Origin of the sequence: Rhizobium sp. AP16 (assembly GCF_000281735.1) — a bacterium.
GTDB classification, from domain to species: Bacteria; Pseudomonadota; Alphaproteobacteria; order Rhizobiales; family Rhizobiaceae; genus Rhizobium; species Rhizobium rhizogenes.
In genome coordinates this window covers 1-16,156 of the sequence record NZ_AJVM01000036.1, presented here as the reverse complement: position 1 = coordinate 16,156, position 16,156 = coordinate 1, and the positions used below count along the sequence as shown (strand labels likewise).

Sequence of the window (16,156 nt, the reverse complement as noted above, 5' to 3'; positions counted from 1 at the left end):
GATGAGTACAACCACGCCAGTTTTGCGTTCAAGCGCCTTGTGGTCTGAATAGACCCTAGTTTCGTAGACACCTTCTTCCCTAAAACAGAGGCAAGGAGGCCTGTATGGGCAAAGCCAATTTCAGCGATAAGTTCAAGCGCGACAGGTCTCAGGTCGGCTTAGCCGCACGCATTTACTTCCCGGATGAGTTCCTCACATCAATTCGCGAAAAGGCAGCGAGAACAGCGCGCTCGGACTGCGTCAGGTAAGCCTCGAGTGCCGCGGAAGCCTCAGCCGTCATTCCAGCTTCGAGCTGTTCGAGTATCGCCGCATTCAGCTCGACATAGGGCGCATGCAACAGCTCGGGATCGGCGAGCAGACCGAAGCTAAGGCGGAGTTCTGCGGCGATCTGAGCATAGAAGACGTTCAGCCGTTGACTGTCAGCAAGATCGACGATCGCTGCGTGAAAAACCATGTTCTGGCTGCCGACCGTCCCCCAATCTCTGTCGCCGCGCGCGACCCTGGCTCGTTCAACAGCCAAGCGCATGCGCGCCACCGCTGGATGATTGGGATAGGCCTTGGCGAGTGCCTGGCATTCAATCACGCGGCGTACCCGGTAAATGTCGATGATTGAGGCCATGCTGGGCGTGGCGACAAAGACACCGCGATTGTGCTCGTGCCGCAAAAGGCCTTCCTTGGTCAGGAGTCGGAAGGCTTCGCGCAGCGAATTGCGAGACACATCCATGCCGACGCTGAGCGCCGCCTCGGAGAGGCGCTGACCGGGCTTCAATTCGCCCGCAATCAGCTTGTCGCGAATCTCCTCCGCCAGCCGCGGCGCAAGCGCCGATGTGGTATCCTGCTCAGCCATCAAAACCCCTTATGCATGCACACGGATGAAACATCCGTCCTGTGCCCATCGATATAGCGGTTCTCGCCCCATGGGAACCATGGCTGGATAACGCGACTAGGCGGATCGCGGCGACGCCAGACATGGTTCCTAGTCAGCGATTTTGTTATCCTTAATGACAGGAAGGCGGCAAGCGCGGCTGCAACGCGGCCTAAATCTGCGCCAATCAAGGCAATTCTGTGCTCAATTAAACTTCATATCGCTCAACATTTCCACATTATAGTAGAACGATAATATAAAATCGTTGAACAATCTTGACAGAATTGTAGAACGCGGCAACGTTGGCCTGTCGATAAATTCAAGTGGGCTAACCCGAGGGAGTTCAGGGCCGTCCACACATAAGGAGAGGTTTCTTGGAACAGCCAGCTATTTCGTCCACCGGCACCGCACCGCCCACGCCATCTGGGATGTCGGTCAAGTCGCGCCGCTCGGCTCTGATGGCCGCCATCTTCCTGATGTCGATGTCCGCCGTCGGTCCCGGCTTCATCACCCAGACTGCCACATTCACGGTCAAGCTCGGCGCGGCCTTTGCCTTCGGCATTCTCGTTTCGATCGTGATCGACTTCGTTGTCCAGGCAAACATCTGGCGGATCGTCACCATCACCCGCATGCGGGCGTCTGATATCGCCAATGCGGCCATACCCGGCTCCGGCTATCTCCTTGCCGTCCTCGTCATCATCGGCGGCCTGTTCTTCAATATCGGCAACATCGGCGGAGCTGGCCTCGGCTTCAACGCGATGATCGACCTCGACCCGAAGATCGGCGGCCTGATCGGTGCGCTTGCGGCGATCGGTATTTTCCTGTCGCGGCGCGCGGGCGTGGCCATGGATCGCGTGGTCTATGTGGCAGCCTTCATCAAGCTCGCTCTCATTCTTTACGCGACAATCGTATCAGGTCCGCCCATCGCCGAAGCCCTGCGCCAGACAGTCCTGCCCAACGTGATCGATTTCGCGACGATCACAACTATCGTCGGCGGCACGGTTGGCGGTTACATCACCTATGCCGGGGCGCATCGCCTGCTGGATAAGGGCACGGTTGGCGTTGAAAATCTCGCCGCCGTAAACAGGGCAGCATTGAGCGGTATCGCGATCACCGGCGTGCTTCGGTATATTCTGTTCCTAGCCGTGCTCGGTGTCGTCGCAAGCGGCGTCGTCATCGACCTGTCAGGCAAAGCTGCAAATCCGGCCGGCCAAGCGTTTCATGCTGCTGCAGGCGATATCGGCTTGCGTCTATTCGGTGCAGTCTTCCTTGCCTCGGCGATGACAAGCATCATCGGCGCTGCCTACACGTCTGTCTCCTTCCTGACCGCGTTCAAGAAGGATATGACGGAGCGGCAGCGCAACTTCGCCACCGTCGGCTTCATTGCCATCTCTCTAATCGCCTACATGCTGATAACCACCCCGCCGGCCGCCATGCTGGTCTTTGTGGGCGGATTGAACGGCCTCGTCCTGCCGGTCGGCCTGTCGATCTTCATGTATGCGGTCTGGGCTCGCTCGGATCTGTTCGGCGGGTATCGCTATCCACGCTGGCTCCTGGTGCTGGGCGTACTGACGTGCATGCTTACCTGGTACATGGGCTACAAGTCGATCGGCCCAATCTTCGCTTTGCTTACGGCTGCTTGAGGAGAATTGTCATGATAGCCATCGATCTGAACAGCGACCTCGGTGAAAGCTATGGCGCCTGGGCCATGGGCGATGACACGGCGATGCTTGCCGTTGTCTCCAGCGCCAATGTCGCCTGCGGCTTCCACGCCGGCGATTCCCTGGGCATCTGGAAGACCGTCAAGGCTGCCGCCGAGAAAGGTGTTTCGATCGGCGCGCATGTCTCATACCCGGATCGCGTCGGCTTCGGCCGGCGCGACATGGACGTCACACACGACGAACTGATCGCCGACGTCATTTACCAGATCGGCGCGCTGAAAGGCATTGCCACCGCAGCCGGCGTCACTGTCGGCTACGTCAAGCCGCATGGCGCGCTCTATAATCGCATCGCCCATGACCCAAAACAGGGTCAGGCGGTCATCGACGGCATCAAGGCCGTGGACCCCTCGCTGGTGCTGATGGGATTGGCCGGCGCACCCATCTTGGAACTCGCGCGGAAGTCAGGCCTTCAGGTCGTCGCCGAAGCTTTCGCCGATCGCGCCTACACGGCGGATGGCCAGCTTGTGTCGCGCCGCGACGCGGGTGCGGTCCTGCATGATACGCAACTCATTGCCCAGCGTATGCTGCAGCTTGCCAACAAGGGCACGCTGGAGGCTATCGACGGTTCAACCATCAGGATCGACGCGCAATCGATCTGCGTTCATGGCGACAGCCCCGGTGCTGTTGTCATCGCTCAGGAAATTCGTCGCGCCTTCAAAGCCGACGGCATCACCGTCCGCTCATTCCTATCCGCCTGATCAGGCATCCACGGGAGGAACATCATGATCGCCCTAGACCATCTTCGCCATGTCAATGTCGAAGCGGCGCGCACGGCCCGCGCGCGCTATCGCGCAGGCACCGTTGAGCCGACCTCAGGCATCGCCCCCGGTTTCACCCAGGCCAACATGATCGTGTTGCCCCGCGACTGGGCCTTCGACTTCCTCCTCTATGCGCAACGCAATCCGAGGGCCTGCCCGGTTCTCGACGTTTCGGATCCAGGCTCGCATACAACACTTCTGGCACCGGGGGCCGACCTGCGCAAGGATTTGCCGCTCTACCGCGTCTGGCGTGACGGCAAACTGGCTGAAGAAACCACGGATGCAACCGCGGCTTGGGGCGAACATCCAGACCTCGTCAGTTTCCTGATCGGTTGCAGTTTCACCTTCGAAACGCCGATGGTTGAGGCAGGTATCGAAATCCGCCATATCACCGACAGGTCCAATGTGCCGATGTACCTGACCAACAAGGCCTGCCGCCCGGCGGGACGTCTGCGCGGGAATATGGTCGTCTCGATGCGGCCGATCCCGGCATCGCGTGTGGCGGATGCCGCCACCATTTCGGGCCGCTTTCCGGCGGTGCACGGCGCGCCCGTGCACATCGGCGCACCTGAAGAGATCGGCATCAAGGATCTGGCTAAGCCAGAGTTCGGCGATCCGGTGCGCATCGAGCCCGGTGAGATCCCCGTTTTCTGGGCCTGCGGCGTCACTCCACAGGCAGCCGTCATGGCGTCCGGCGTACCCTTTGCCATAACCCATGCGCCGGGGCATATGTTCATCACCAATATTCCCGATTCAGCCTATCACGCCTGAGGTTCCGATGCGTTTCCTGCCTGTCAGCCTGACGGTTATCCTGGTCGAACTCGCCGATCTTGACGAGACGCTGGCGCTGTTTGCCTCTCTCGAAGCAGAGCCCGTGGATGGCATCGTAGATATGGTGCCCGCCGCCCGCACCCTGATGATCCGGTTTCGTCCGGAAAAGTTGACTGCAGAGGCGCTGACGGCCAATATCGCCACGCGCGATCTTTCTGCCCGCATTGCGCCTTCGGACGTGCTGGTGGAAATTCCCGTGCAATATGACGGAGAGGATCTTTCCGACGTGGCCGAACTCACCGGTCTTTCGGTCGAAGAGGTCGTCCGCCGCCACACAGAGAGCACCTTTACCGTCGCCTTTTGTGGTTTTGCTCCGGGGTTCGGCTATCTTGTCGGCGGCGATATCGCCCTGCAGGTGCCACGCCGGCAGAGCCCGCGGACAAAAATTCCGGCGGGTTCGGTCGCGCTCGCCGGTGCCTTTTCCGGCGTCTACCCACAAGCGAGTCCCGGCGGCTGGCAGATCATCGGCACGACGACGACAAAGATGTGGGATCTGTCACGCGATCCGCCGGCGCTGTTCCAGCCCGGTTACCGGGTTCGTTTTTTCGATCTTGCTAAAAAATCGGTCGCTGTTTCAACCACACCGGCAAAGGCAGCAACCTCCGCATCTGACCAAGCAGAAACCGATACCCTGACGCTGAAAGTGTTGCTCGCCCCCATGCCAGCGCTGTTTCAGGATCTCGGCCGTTTCGGCCAGACCGGCCAGGGCGTATCGTCTTCCGGTGCGCTCGATCAAGGCGCCCTGAAAGCCGCCAATCGCCTTGTCGGCAATCCTGCCGGCACAGCCTGTCTCGAAATCATCCTCGGTGGCTTCTCCTTCGAGGTATCGGGCCGTGCTGTTTTCGGCGTGACGGGCGCTCCCTGCCCGATCAGCATCCGTGACGCGTCGGGCCGTATGTTTGCCGCCGAAACCTATCAGCCAGTCTCACTCGAGGCCGGCGATGTCGTGACCCTTGGACAGGCGCCGAAGGGCATGCGCAGCTATCTGTCCGTTCGTGGCGGCTTTCGTGTGAAGCCGGTGCTCGGCAGCGCCTCGACCGATACGCTCGCCGTGGTCGGGCCTGATCCAGTGACCGCGGGCATGGTTCTGACTATCAACAGCGAGGCATCGGACCTCAACAGCGTCTCGCTCACCGAGGCGCCCACCTTCGCTCATCCGGCCTCCGGCGAAGTCGTGACGCTTGATGTGATCATGGGACCACGCAGTGACTGGTTCACCGAAGCCGGCATCGCGGCCCTATCCAATCAGCTTTTTCATGTGACACCGCAGTCAAATCGCGTCGGCATCCGACTTTCCGGTGAAACAGCGCTCGAGCGCAAGAACAAGACGGAACTGCCGAGTGAGGGAACTGCGACCGGCGCTATTCAGGTGCCGCACAGTGGTCAACCGGTACTCTTCCTCGCCGACCATCCTTTGACCGGCGGCTATCCGGTCATCGGAACGGTTGCCGAACATCATCTCGATCTCGCCGGACAGATCCCGGTCAATGCCCAGATACGCTTCAGACCCGTGAGAGATTTCGCCGATATCAAGCCCGCCAAGGTCTGAGACGAGCGACGCCGAGCGAGAAAAACAGTGAGGAAACGTCAATGAAAAAAGTGCTGATCGCCAATCGTGGTGAAATCGCCGTCCGCATCATCCGCGCCTGCCGCGATCACGGCCTGAAATCGGTTGCCGTCTATGCCGATCCGGACATGGATGCGCCATTTGTCACGATGGCCGACGAGGCCCATGGGCTGAGGGGAAGCCGGCCGGCCGAGACCTATCTCGACATTGAAAAGCTGATCGCCATTGCCAAACGCAGTGGCGCTGACGCCGTCCATCCGGGTTATGGCTTCCTGTCTGAACGGGCCGAATTTGCCCGCACCGTGCAGGAAGCCGGAATGATCTGGATCGGCCCCGATCCGCACGTTATCGAGGCGCTCGGCGATAAGGTCGAGGCACGTCGGATCGCAGCCAGCGTCGGCGCGCCGCTCGTCGCCGGCAGCGACGGCCCCGTCGAGACAGCCGCCGAAGTGATTGCCTTTGCCGAACAGCATGGCCTGCCGGTCGCCATAAAAGCCGCCCATGGTGGCGGTGGCCGTGGGTTGAAGGTTGCCTGGAAGATGGAAGAGGTCGCTGAACTCTACGAGTCGGCCGTGCGCGAAGCCAAAGCCGCCTTCGGCCGTGGTGAATGTTTCCTCGAACGTTTCCTCGACCGTCCGCGCCATATCGAGGCGCAGATTCTGGCCGACAAACACGGCAATGTTCTGGTTCTCGGTACGCGCGATTGCTCGCTGCAACGACGCAACCAGAAGCTTGTCGAAGAGGCGCCTGCGCCCTTCCTCTCGGATGCCCAACGGCAGCAGATCCATGACGCGGCCAAGCGTATCTGCGCTGCCGCCGGCTATTCCGGCGCCGGCACGGTCGAATTCCTGCTCGGCGTTGACGGCACGATCTCCTTCCTTGAGGTCAACACCCGTCTGCAGGTCGAGCATCCCGTCACGGAGGAGACGACTGGCATCGACCTCGTCATCGAACAGTTCCGCATCGCTGACGGGCTACCGTTGCGCATCACCGAGACACCGGCCCCGCGTGGCCATTCGATCGAATTCCGTATCAATGCCGAAGATCCGGGTCGCGGCTTCCTGCCGACACCGGGCACGATCACACGCTTCGACGCCCCGTCAGGCCCCGGTATCCGTCTCGACAGCGGTGTGGTTTCCGGTTCGACTGTGCCGGGCACGTTCGATTCCCTCATGGCCAAGCTGATCGTCACCGGTGCCACCCGCGAGCAGGCGCTGGCTCGTGCCCGGCGCGCCTTGAGCGAGTTCAGGATCGAAGGCATTGCGACCGTGCTGCCCTTCCACCGCGCGGCGATGGAAAGCCGCGACTTCACTGGCGAGGATGGCTTCAAGGTGCATACGCGCTGGATCGAGACGGACTTCGCCGCCCGTCTCGATGCGGAAGCCCGGCCAGCGCCGGCCCCTGACAACACGCTCATCCGCACCCATGTCGAGATAGACGGCAGACGCCACGAGCTCGGCATCCCATCTGCGCTTCTCGCCAGCTTGGGGAGCTTGCCGACCACTGCTGCTCCGGTTTCAGCTATTGCGGCACACGACCCCTCGAGCATTACCGCACCGATTTCGGGTACGTTGCAGGCCTTCAAGATCGAAGATGGTGCTGAGGTCGCAGCCGGCGATCTGATTGCCGTCATGGAAGCCATGAAGATGGAAACCCAGGTGGTGGCGCCGCAGGCCGGCAGGGTCCGTTTCAAGGCGGAGGCTGGCGCCTTTCTGCATGCCGGAGCCGAGATCGCGTCCTTCGAGGTCCCAGCGGCAGTCAGCAGCGACGCATAATATTTCGAGGAGTGGAGTGAACCCCTCGGGCTGGACCATGGGACACAGAAAAACTGATACACTCTGCTCTGATGCCCAAAAACTGGACCATTTTTGATTGGAGTTTTCCGGCAGTTTAGATCATTAGCCGCGGAACCATTATTCGCACGATGAGACCGTGAGGTTGGTGAGGTAGCAACGTCACACTCCCATGGTGAGAATGCGCGATATCAGCGACAATGGACAACCCAAGACCGAAACCAGTTTGCACGTTGCGCGATTGATCCCCCTTGAAAAAGGGCTCAAACACCTTCTCTCGCAGATCCTCTGATATCCCTGGCCCATCGTCCGTCACAGAGATCGAAAAGCCAGCTTCGTTGCGCTGCAGTTGAACTGTCACTGTCGTCGCAAACTTCACGGCGTTATCGCATAGGTTTGTTACCGCTCGGGTAATCGAAAGGGGACGACAATTCGCGATAAACTTGTTCGGCCCTTCATACTTCACTTCAAATCCGACGTCGGAGAAGTCGCTGCAAACGGTTTGTAGAATGCTTGCGACATCAACACGTTCCACCTCTTCGGTGGCGTATTCGTCGCGCAGATAGTTCAGGCTTTCGGCAAGGAGGCTGTCGATATGGTCGATGTCGACAAGCAACGCCTCCCGCAAAGCCCCGTCCTGCATGCGCTCTGTCCGCAACCTGAGCCTGGTCAGAGGTGTTCGAACATCGTGGCTGATGCCCCTGAGCATCCTTGTCCGACCATCGACCATCAGACGAATGCGGTTCCGCATGCCATTGAGCGCGCGGGCAAGCGATACGATCTCAACCGTGCCGCGCTCGGCGAAAATCTGGGAGCTGTTATTGATGTCGGAATCCATTGCGGCTTCGGATATCCTTTTTATCGGCTCCGTAACTGCCCTGATCGCAAAGATGAAGAAGAAAGCAATCAACACAATGACCGCGATGAAATAATACGAACCTTGGGTGAGAAACGCGTTTGTCAGGATGGTATCCGGAACGCCGAAGAACATGACCATCGTTTGATCGTCGACCCTTTCGGCAATGACGCGACGGTCATCTAGAAAGGCGCGCCAGCCACCAAGAGGAGGCTCCCCGTCCGGCGGAAACAGAAAGTCAATGCCCATCCCAGCCATGTCTTGCATTTCGGGAGACACTCTAAATTTGTCGGCCAGCGATATGGGTGCGAGCGACACGTCCAGTCCAGCGCGCTGAGCGTTCTCCAGGATAGACGCGCGTTCTGCCGGAGACGCTTGCGCCAAAAGGCGAGCGATCGTCCTGGCTTGTTCTGCAACGTTTTCCAGATTGGGGACAGCGTAAGCGTTCTTTGCATAATTCTCTAGTGCCCTGCCGGTGACGATAACGGTTACCAGCGCAACAAGAATGATAACGGTGATCTGGCCCCTGAGGGTCTTCGGGCCACTCAAGACATTCTTAGCCATCGACCTCTTCCACAATGGCGGTGAAGATGTAGCCACCCAAACGGACAGTTTTCAAAAGCACGGGATCTCGGGGGTCGACCTCGATCTTCTGTCTCAGCCGACTGATATGAACATCGATGCTGCGTTCTATGGGACCCGCTAACCCTGCATGCGTGACTGCAAGCAGCTGCTCCCTGGTGAGCACACGACCAGGGTTTTGACAGAATGCCAGCAACAGGTCGAACTCGTGGGTCGTCATCGAGACACGAGCGTGGCTGGGGTCATGAACCTGACGGCGGATTGGATCGACCCGCCATCCATCGAAGCGGAACAAGCGCTTTCGCTGGCTATCAGGGCGGACGGACGCGAGTTTGGAGCGTCGAAGCAAACCCTTGATACGAGCGGTCAGCTCTCTGAGCACAAAGGGTTTCGTGACATAGTCATCCGCACCGATCTCCAATCCGACGACACGGTCAATATCGCTACTCACCGAGGTCAGCATCAAGATCGGGATATCACTACTCGCGCGAAGCCGGCGGCAAATACTGAATCCATCTTCCCCTGGCAGCATGACGTCCAGAACGACAAGATCGAAGTCGAGAGCACGCATCTTCGTGTCCATGACAGCGCTATCGGCTGCGACCTCGATGAGCATTCCCTGCTCGCTGAGACTATCCCGAACCATACCGGCGATTTGCGCATCATCTTCTACAATCAGGATCTTCGGCGCCTCTGACATCACTCGTCCACTATGGTCCATAGGTCGGTCACCTCCCGCCTTCTATTCCTTCCCGTACCATAATCGCGCATGGCTTCGGGCGGCATAATATTAAGTTTTGTTGCTAGCGAAGCGAATTGGCGGGGTGCCTGAAACAAATCTTAACACGATGCAACACACGTCCGACAACCGGCGTGGGAGAGAACGGCGGTTCAATCCGCTTGCCTCTCTCAACCAAGAGGCACGCCAGCAAACACTGGAGTGCTCATGCTTAGCCGAATGCTCGTCTGCACAGCAGGCGCGTTTGCAATGTTTTTAACCGCCTGTTCTGACGAGACAACACCTGAGAAGACGTCACGCGCTGTCAAGGTAGTGACAGTCAAGTCGGAGGTTCTCGGCGAAACCTTTAGCCAAACCGGCACGATCCAGCCGCGTTATGAAACACCGATGAGCTTCAGGCTTGACGGGCTGCTCGTTTTTCGCGTCGAGAACGGATCGACCGTGAAGAAAGGCGATATCCTGGCGAGAGTGGAGAAGACACCGTCCTCGATCAACGTCTCGTCCGCGTCCGCGCAAGTGGATGCGGCAAAGTCGGACGTGGCGCTGGCGGATATCACCGCGGCACGCAACTGGGAACTCCTTGCAAAGAACGCGGTATCGCGAGCGCAGGTTCAGCAAAGCGATGCCAATCTTCAGGCTGCAAAGTCAAAGCTTGAGGTCGCCGCCGCAGCGCTTGCGAGCGCCGAACAGACCCTCTCCTACACAGACCTGAAGGCGGGACGAGATGGCATCATTTCTGGGGTATCCGTCAATGAGGGGCAGGTCGTGACCACAGGGCAAACGATCCTGACGCTCAGTTCGAATACCGAACTGGACGCCGTCTTCGACGTCCCGGAACAGATGCTAAGCGAGAAGCTGGATGACACTGAAGTCGAGGTCAGCCTGATCTCCAATCCAGCCCTTGTTACCAAGGGAAAGGTTCGTGAAGTTACGCCTTCCGCCGACGCGGCAACGCGAACCTACCGTGTCAAAGTCATGCTGGAAGGCACCGTGGACGGGGTTCCGATGGGAGCTGCGGTCACCGGCAAGGTGATCCTCTCGCCAAAGCGTATCTTCAAGGTACCAGCCTCAGCGCTGACCAGTCGGGGTCAGGACCAGGCGGTTTTCATCTATGCGCCAGAGACGAAGACGCTACAGGCCCGCTTAGTCAAGATCGAGCGCTACGCCGAAAACAACATGTTCATTTCTGACGGTCTGGCGGATGGCGACATCGTCGCGACGGCAGGCGTGAGCAAGTTGCACGATGGCGAGGCAGTTACGATCGCGAAGGATGCACGCCCATGAGCGAACAGCCGCACCACGTCGGTACCCGCTTCAATTTGTCGAAGTGGGCCCTCGATCACCAGTCCCTGGTTATCTTCCTGATGCTTGCGACAGTCGTCGCGGGCCTCCTGAGCTATCAGAAGCTATCGCGCAACGAAGATCCACCCTTCACGATCAAGACCATGGTTGTCGGGGCACGCTGGCCGGGAGCAAGCGCTGCGGACACCGTCAATTTGCTGACCGACAAGCTAGAGAAGAAGCTCTCGGAAACCCCGCATCTCGACTATACGCAAAGCTACACGAGGCCTGGTCAATCGGTGATCATGGTGAACCTGCGGGACGACACGCCACCGGCTGAGGTTGATGGCGTCTGGTACACGGTTCGCAAGAAGATGTCGGACATCGCCTCGACATTGCCTGAGGGCGTGCAGGGGCCCTTCTTTGACGACGAATTCGGCGACACCTATGGCAGCATTTATGCCTTCCACGCCGATGGTTTCACCCAGCGTGAGCTGCGCGATCGGGTCGAAACGATCCGCGCGGAAATCCTGCCGCTGCCCGACATCGGCAAAGTAAACGTCCTCGGCGCCCAGGAAGAGCAGATCGTTGTCGAATTCTCGCCGAGCAAGCTTGCAAGCCTTGGCATCGATCCGTCCGCCGCCATCGAAGCCATCCGCGCCCAGAACGCCGTCAATCCGGTTGGGACAGTCCAGACGACCGAAGAAAAGATCTCCGTGCGGGTCAGTGGAGCCTTCGCCTCCGAGGATAATCTGAAAGATGTAACCTTGAAGCTCGGCAGCCGGTATTTCAGGCTCGACTCCATCGCGACGATCTCAAGAACCATCGTTGATCCGCCCGCAGCTTCAGTACGCGTCAATGGTAAGGAGGTGATTGCCCTTGCCGTCTCGATGGCAAAGGATGGAAACCTCCTCGCCTTCGGCAAAGCCCTGAAGGAGCGTATGCACGCAATCGCCTCCAAGCTCCCCAACGGGATCGACATGATCCAGGTTGCGGATCAGTCGACGGTTGTCGAGGACGCCGTCGACGGCTTCACGAAGGTGCTGATCGAAGCGATTGTCATCGTGCTTGCCGTTTCCTTCGTGTCATTGGGAACGAGGGCCGGCCTGGTCATCACGGCATCCATACCGCTCGTCCTCGCACTGACATTTCTTGGCATGGAGCTGACAGGCATCGGACTTCAGCGCATTTCGCTGGGTGCCTTGATCATCGCTTTGGGCCTTCTGGTCGATGACGCCATGATCACCGTGGAAAGCATGATCTCCTGCCTGGAAAAGGGTAAGTCTCGCCTGGTCGCAGCGACCCATGCCTATGACACCACTGCGTTTCCAATGCTGACAGGCACGCTTGTGATGATCGCCGGGTTCATTCCCGTGGGCTTTGCCGCCTCGAGTGCAGGAGAATACACATTCTCCCTTTTCATGGTGGTCCTCATCGCGCTTTCGTCGTCCTGGATCGTCGCGGTGCTGTTTTCACCGATCCTCGGCACATGGATACTGCCGCACAGCCTCGCCCACGCGCATAAAAAAAGAGGCGCTGTCATATCCACTTATCGCAAAGTGCTTCGCTGGAACCTTCAGCATCGCTGGGTAACAGTCTTCTGTGCGATCGCGGCACTTTCCTTATCTGTCTTTGGCCTCGGTCATCTGAAGGAGCAATTCTTTCCAGCCTCCGACCGACCGGAGCTTCTGGTCAGCCTTACACTCCCGCAAAACGCATCGCGGGCCGCCACCGACATCCGCGCCCGCGAACTGGAAGCGATCCTGCGGACCGATCACAACATCGATCATTTCACCACCTATGTCGGCTCGGGATCCATCCGCTTCTACCTGCCGATGGATCTCCAGCTCGATAATGACAATGTTACCGAGACCGTTGTCGTCGCCAGAAGCGTCGAGAAACGCGAGGCCGTCCGCCGCAAAATTGAAGCCGTGCTCAATGAGCGATTTTCAGATCTGGTCACGCGCGTTTCGCCTCTCGAACTCGGCCCCCCTGTCGGGTGGCCGCTGAAGTTCCGGGTTTCCGGTCCCGACTATCAGGAGGTTCGCACTCTGTCGGCGAAGGTCGCTTCCGTTATTGGCAAGAATCCCGAGACCAGTGACGTCAATCTCACCGCCGGCGAGCCGCAAAAGACCGTTACGATCATAGTCAATCAGATCGAGGCTCGCGCTCTGGGCATGAGCTCGGAGTCGATCGCCAGCGAGATCGCCTCGATCTTCTCCGGCTCGAAAGTGACAACGGTTCGGGACCAGGACAAGCTCGTCGACGTGATGGTCAAGGGCACGGAAACCGACCGCACATCGGTATCGGCAATCGGCAATCTTGAACTGCGAACCGGCGACGGAAAATACGTACCGCTTCGCCAGGTCGCGACAATTACCTACGGCATGGAAGACCCGATCATCTGGCGGCAGCAGGGAAAACCGATGATCATCGTCCAGGCCGACGTACAAAAAGGGGCGCTGGCGGCGACTGTCGCGGGACAGGTCAATGAACAGCTTGACGCTTTGCGGGCAGAGCTTCCCATGGGCTATTCCATCATTGCAGGCGGCGTTACCGAAGAGGCCGAGAAAGGAAACTCATCAATCTTCGCCGTCATCCCCGTGATGCTCTTCGTTATTGCGGCCCTCCTGATGATCCAGCTGCAGAGCTTTTCCAGAATGGCACTGGCTTTGCTCATGGCACCCTTTGGTCTCATTGGCGTGGTCGGGGCGATGTTGCCCACCGGCACGCCCATGGGCTTCGTCGCCCAGCTCGGTGTCATCGCTCTGTCCGGGATGATCATTCGCAATGCGGTCATCCTCATTCAGGAGATCGATCAGAACGTCGCGCTTGGTCAATCGCCAAAGGAGGCCATCACCGCCGCCTCGATCCATCGCGCCCGCCCCATCGTTCTGACGGCCTGCGCCGCAATTCTCGGGATGATCCCCATCGCCTCCGAGATTTTCTGGGGGCCAATGGCTTTTGCCATCATCGGCGGTCTCGCGGTGGCAACCGTGTTGACCCTGACTCTTCTGCCTTGCGCAATGTCGTTGCTGCTTGCCGCTGAAAGCAGACGGCCCGAACCAGCAGTTTCGTTCAAAAAACAGAAACAGATTTGAATACCGGCACCGTGCGCCGGCAGGCGCATGGTGCCGCCGATAAGTCTCCGCAAAACGACAGATCATGGACAAAAGGCAGACATTTTATGAAACATTTTCTTGCTGGACCTGGCTTCAATCACATGGTGAGGTCCGCATCTGTGCATCCGGCTTTAAAAATCGCCCCCCTCGTCCTGGCCCTTGGCTTAGGCAGTTGCAGTTCAGTGCCGCTGACTGAATCAGGATCATTAAAGTCCTATAGCAATCTCGGCCCGGTCGAAGGTCGCCTGAGCAAATCACGCACCTTTTTGGACACACCCGCTCTGTTGGCCGCAACCTCCGTCGCCATCACTCCCACCAAATTGTCACCACTTGCATATTCGAGGATACACGATGCCGGGAATGACAAACTAGTCTCGAACGCCCTTGACCGGGCATTGTGCATTGACCTCAGCGACAAATACCGTGTCGTCGGTCCAGGCGAGCCGGCTGATATCACCGTCCAGGCGGTGATCACAGACATCGTGCCGACCAGCAAAACCGCCGCAGGCCTATCTACCGTCGCAACAATAGGAACATCCGTTGTTCTTCCTCTCGGCGTACCCCGGCTTCCAATCGGTCTTGGTGGTCTTGCTGTCGAGGCGGAAGCCTTAGACGGAAATGGCGTACAAAGGGCAGCCATCGTCTGGTCGCGTGGCGCAAATTCGATAACGAACGGAGCGCGTGTCTCGGAAGTTGGCGACGCTTATGGGCTTGCGTCGACATTTGCAGCGCAATTCTCAGAGATGCTGGTGAAAGGCCGCAAGGCGTCGGGCCTGAATCTATCATTGCCGTCAGGACAAAAGCTGAAATCGCAGTTGGGGGGCAAGCCAAAGAACGCTGCCTGCGAAGCGTTTGGAAGGGCACCGGGAATCGGTGGGGTATTGGCTGGTGTTGTTGGAGCTCCGCCATCGTGGACCGATCGTGCGGCCAAACGCTAGCAGCGCTGCAGTCGAGAAAGGAAAAGCGATGAGCAAGAAATCCAATAATTTCTCTCTTTGCTATGCAATCGTAGGCGAGGGCTCAAACACCAACTGAGGTGTATTTTCCTGTGCTCGTCGATAGGCCGAAACGGTATCGTAAACTTAACGGAGTTTGGAATTTGATGAGCGATGATGGGGCATGACAGATCGTGACCCTATCTACCGCCGTCATCGCTTTTCAGCCGAAATCATCGCCCACGCGGTGTGGCTTTACTTCCGCTTTCCGCTGAGCCTGCGGATGGTCGAGGACATGCCGGCGGCCCGTGGGGTCGTTGTTTCGCATCAGACGATCCGACTGTGGGCGGAGAAATTCGGGCGAACCTTCGCTAACGAGATCCGCCAGCGCTCATCTCGGCGGCACGGCGACAAATGGCATCTCGACGAAACCGTCGTTTCGATCCGTGGGAAGAAGCATTGGCTGTGGCGCGCCGTCGATCAGGACGGTTTCGTTCTCGATGTTCTGGTGCAAAGCCGCCGCAACGCCAAGGCAGCCAAGCGTCTGATGCGCAAGCTGTTGAAGGGGCAAGGCCGTTCGCCACGGGTGATGATCACCAACAAGCTTCGGTCTTATGACGCTGCGAAGAAGGAGATCATGCCAGGTGTCGAACACCGATCTCACAAAGGCCTCAACAATCGGGCAGAGAATTCTCACCAGCCGGTCCGGCGACGAGAGCGGATCATGAAACGCTTCAAGTCACGAGGCAACTCAACGCTTCGTCTCCATCCACGATCCGATTGCCAACCTGTTCCACATCCCACGCCATGACATCACCTCCAGCCATTATCGCGAGCTGCGCGCCGCTGCAATGGACCTATGGGCTAAAATCGCCCGGGCATGACAGACCGCAGAAACCCGTCATCCGCTCTTGTCTGGTGATCCTTAAGTTTACGATACCCGTGCCGCTCCTGATGACAAGATCAAATTCGCTCATCGTCTATCACCCATTCGGAGTTCATTTGCAGCACGGGCAGCATCAACGACGGCAGCGCCGGTTTTTCGGCTGTGATCAAGCACCAGCAAACCTGCAAGCGTCGCATCGGCACTGTCACATTAAGGAGCG

Annotated in this window: 11 protein-coding genes and 1 pseudogene; 9 read left to right on the top strand and 3 right to left on the bottom strand. The window is 58.6% G+C overall.

Annotated elements, in window-relative coordinates:
* Positions 1-172: 172 nt before the first annotated feature.
* On the bottom strand, positions 173-847 hold the full coding sequence (locus PMI03_RS13725) for a GntR family transcriptional regulator (protein ID WP_007694126.1): 675 nt from the start codon (positions 845-847) through the stop codon (positions 173-175).
* A gap of 392 nt (positions 848-1,239) precedes the next feature.
* On the opposite strand from PMI03_RS13725, the gene PMI03_RS13720 reads away from it, so the two are divergent.
* Genes PMI03_RS13720 through PMI03_RS13700 form a run of 5 tightly spaced genes read left to right on the top strand, consistent with a single transcriptional unit; the run spans position 1,240 to position 7,517 of the window.
* Entirely contained in the window at positions 1,240-2,508 is a 1,269-nt protein-coding gene (locus tag PMI03_RS13720; RefSeq protein ID WP_007694123.1) for an NRAMP family divalent metal transporter, read from the top strand.
* Positions 2,509-2,519: 11 nt separating this feature from the next.
* A complete protein-coding gene (locus tag PMI03_RS13715) occupies positions 2,520-3,284 on the top strand; it encodes a LamB/YcsF family protein (protein ID WP_007694121.1) in 765 nt (254 codons plus the stop codon).
* A gap of 24 nt (positions 3,285-3,308) precedes the next feature.
* Positions 3,309-4,115: a putative hydro-lyase gene (locus tag PMI03_RS13710; protein WP_007694120.1), complete on the top strand. Its 807-nt coding sequence runs from the start codon at positions 3,309-3,311 to the stop codon at positions 4,113-4,115.
* A 7-nt stretch (positions 4,116-4,122) separates the two neighbouring features.
* Positions 4,123-5,724, top strand: a complete 1,602-nt coding sequence (locus PMI03_RS13705; protein ID WP_007694118.1) for a 5-oxoprolinase/urea amidolyase family protein — start codon at positions 4,123-4,125, stop codon at positions 5,722-5,724.
* A 41-nt stretch (positions 5,725-5,765) separates the two neighbouring features.
* Positions 5,766-7,517, top strand: coding sequence for a biotin carboxylase N-terminal domain-containing protein (locus PMI03_RS13700; RefSeq protein ID WP_007694116.1), 1,752 nt, complete (start codon positions 5,766-5,768; stop codon positions 7,515-7,517).
* A 115-nt stretch (positions 7,518-7,632) separates the two neighbouring features.
* Here PMI03_RS13700 and PMI03_RS13695 read toward each other — a convergent pair whose 3' ends face one another.
* On the bottom strand, positions 7,633-8,955 hold the full coding sequence (locus PMI03_RS13695) for an ATP-binding protein (protein ID WP_007694113.1): 1,323 nt from the start codon (positions 8,953-8,955) through the stop codon (positions 7,633-7,635).
* Positions 8,948-9,673, bottom strand: a complete 726-nt coding sequence (locus PMI03_RS13690; protein WP_174053292.1) for a response regulator — start codon at positions 9,671-9,673, stop codon at positions 8,948-8,950. Before PMI03_RS13690 ends, PMI03_RS13695 begins: the two co-directional genes overlap by 8 nt.
* 246 nt (positions 9,674-9,919) lie before the next feature.
* Here PMI03_RS13690 and PMI03_RS13685 point away from each other — a divergent pair, with 246 nt between their 5' ends.
* The 4 genes and pseudogenes from PMI03_RS13685 to PMI03_RS13670 all read left to right on the top strand — a co-directional run bounded on the left by PMI03_RS13685 (position 9,920) and on the right by PMI03_RS13670 (position 15,934).
* Positions 9,920-10,996 (top strand): efflux RND transporter periplasmic adaptor subunit, encoded by a 1,077-nt coding sequence (locus PMI03_RS13685; RefSeq protein ID WP_007694107.1) that lies wholly within the window; start codon positions 9,920-9,922, stop codon positions 10,994-10,996.
* Positions 10,993-14,094 (top strand): efflux RND transporter permease subunit, encoded by a 3,102-nt coding sequence (locus PMI03_RS13680; RefSeq protein ID WP_007694106.1) that lies wholly within the window; start codon positions 10,993-10,995, stop codon positions 14,092-14,094. Before PMI03_RS13685 ends, PMI03_RS13680 begins: the two co-directional genes overlap by 4 nt.
* 86 nt (positions 14,095-14,180) lie before the next feature.
* Positions 14,181-15,053: a DUF3313 domain-containing protein gene (locus PMI03_RS13675; RefSeq protein ID WP_007694105.1), complete on the top strand. Its 873-nt coding sequence runs from the start codon at positions 14,181-14,183 to the stop codon at positions 15,051-15,053.
* Between the two features lie 181 nt (positions 15,054-15,234).
* A pseudogene (locus PMI03_RS13670) lies at positions 15,235-15,934 on the top strand (IS6 family transposase).
* Positions 15,935-16,156: the final 222 nt, after the last annotated feature.

Bases quoted from the DNA above. Each gene is read 5' to 3' on its own strand.
- PMI03_RS13695 (WP_007694113.1), bottom strand. From the start codon at position 8,955: ATGGCTAAGAATGTCTTGAGTGGCCCGAAGACCCTCAGGGGCCAGATC.
- PMI03_RS13705 (WP_007694118.1), top strand. From the start codon at position 4,123: ATGCGTTTCCTGCCTGTCAGCCTGACGGTTATCCTGGTCGAACTCGCC.
- PMI03_RS13675 (WP_007694105.1), top strand. From the start codon at position 14,181: ATGAAACATTTTCTTGCTGGACCTGGCTTCAATCACATGGTGAGGTCC.
- PMI03_RS13690 (WP_174053292.1), bottom strand. From the start codon at position 9,673: ATGTCAGAGGCGCCGAAGATCCTGATTGTAGAAGATGATGCGCAAATC.
- PMI03_RS13685 (WP_007694107.1), top strand. From the start codon at position 9,920: ATGCTTAGCCGAATGCTCGTCTGCACAGCAGGCGCGTTTGCAATGTTT.
- PMI03_RS13680 (WP_007694106.1), top strand. From the start codon at position 10,993: ATGAGCGAACAGCCGCACCACGTCGGTACCCGCTTCAATTTGTCGAAG.
- PMI03_RS13725 (WP_007694126.1), bottom strand. From the start codon at position 847: ATGGCTGAGCAGGATACCACATCGGCGCTTGCGCCGCGGCTGGCGGAG.
- PMI03_RS13715 (WP_007694121.1), top strand. From the start codon at position 2,520: ATGATAGCCATCGATCTGAACAGCGACCTCGGTGAAAGCTATGGCGCC.
- PMI03_RS13710 (WP_007694120.1), top strand. From the start codon at position 3,309: ATGATCGCCCTAGACCATCTTCGCCATGTCAATGTCGAAGCGGCGCGC.
- PMI03_RS13700 (WP_007694116.1), top strand. From the start codon at position 5,766: ATGAAAAAAGTGCTGATCGCCAATCGTGGTGAAATCGCCGTCCGCATC.